1 rRNA gene is annotated in these 236 nt (G+C 50.8%); it reads right to left on the bottom strand.

Annotation, left to right across the window (positions count from 1 at the left end):
- Window positions 1-236: ribosomal RNA gene (locus ACTHSX_RS10875) — 16S ribosomal RNA — on the bottom strand; the annotation flags it as partial.

Here is a 236-nt window from a genome sequence, read left to right as displayed (position 1 = left end):
ATCGGTGTTCCTCCCAATATCTACGGATTTCACTCCTACACTGGGAATTCCATCTACCTCTCTCGCACTCAAGCTTAACAGTTTAGAACGCGGCTGTATGGTTGAGCCACACGCTTTCACGCTCCACTTGTTATGCCACCTACGCAACTCTTTACGCCCAGTAATTCCGGATAACGCTTGGGTCCTACGTATGACCGCGGCTGCTGGCACGTAGTTAGCCGACCCTTATTCATGTG

The sequence above is a fragment of the Neisseria sp. P0014.S002 genome, from assembly GCF_051958295.1.
Classification (GTDB): domain Bacteria; phylum Pseudomonadota; class Gammaproteobacteria; order Burkholderiales; family Neisseriaceae; genus Neisseria; species Neisseria flavescens_B.
Note: the sequence above shows the minus strand (reverse complement) of the source record. Positions and strands in the feature narration are given on the sequence as shown.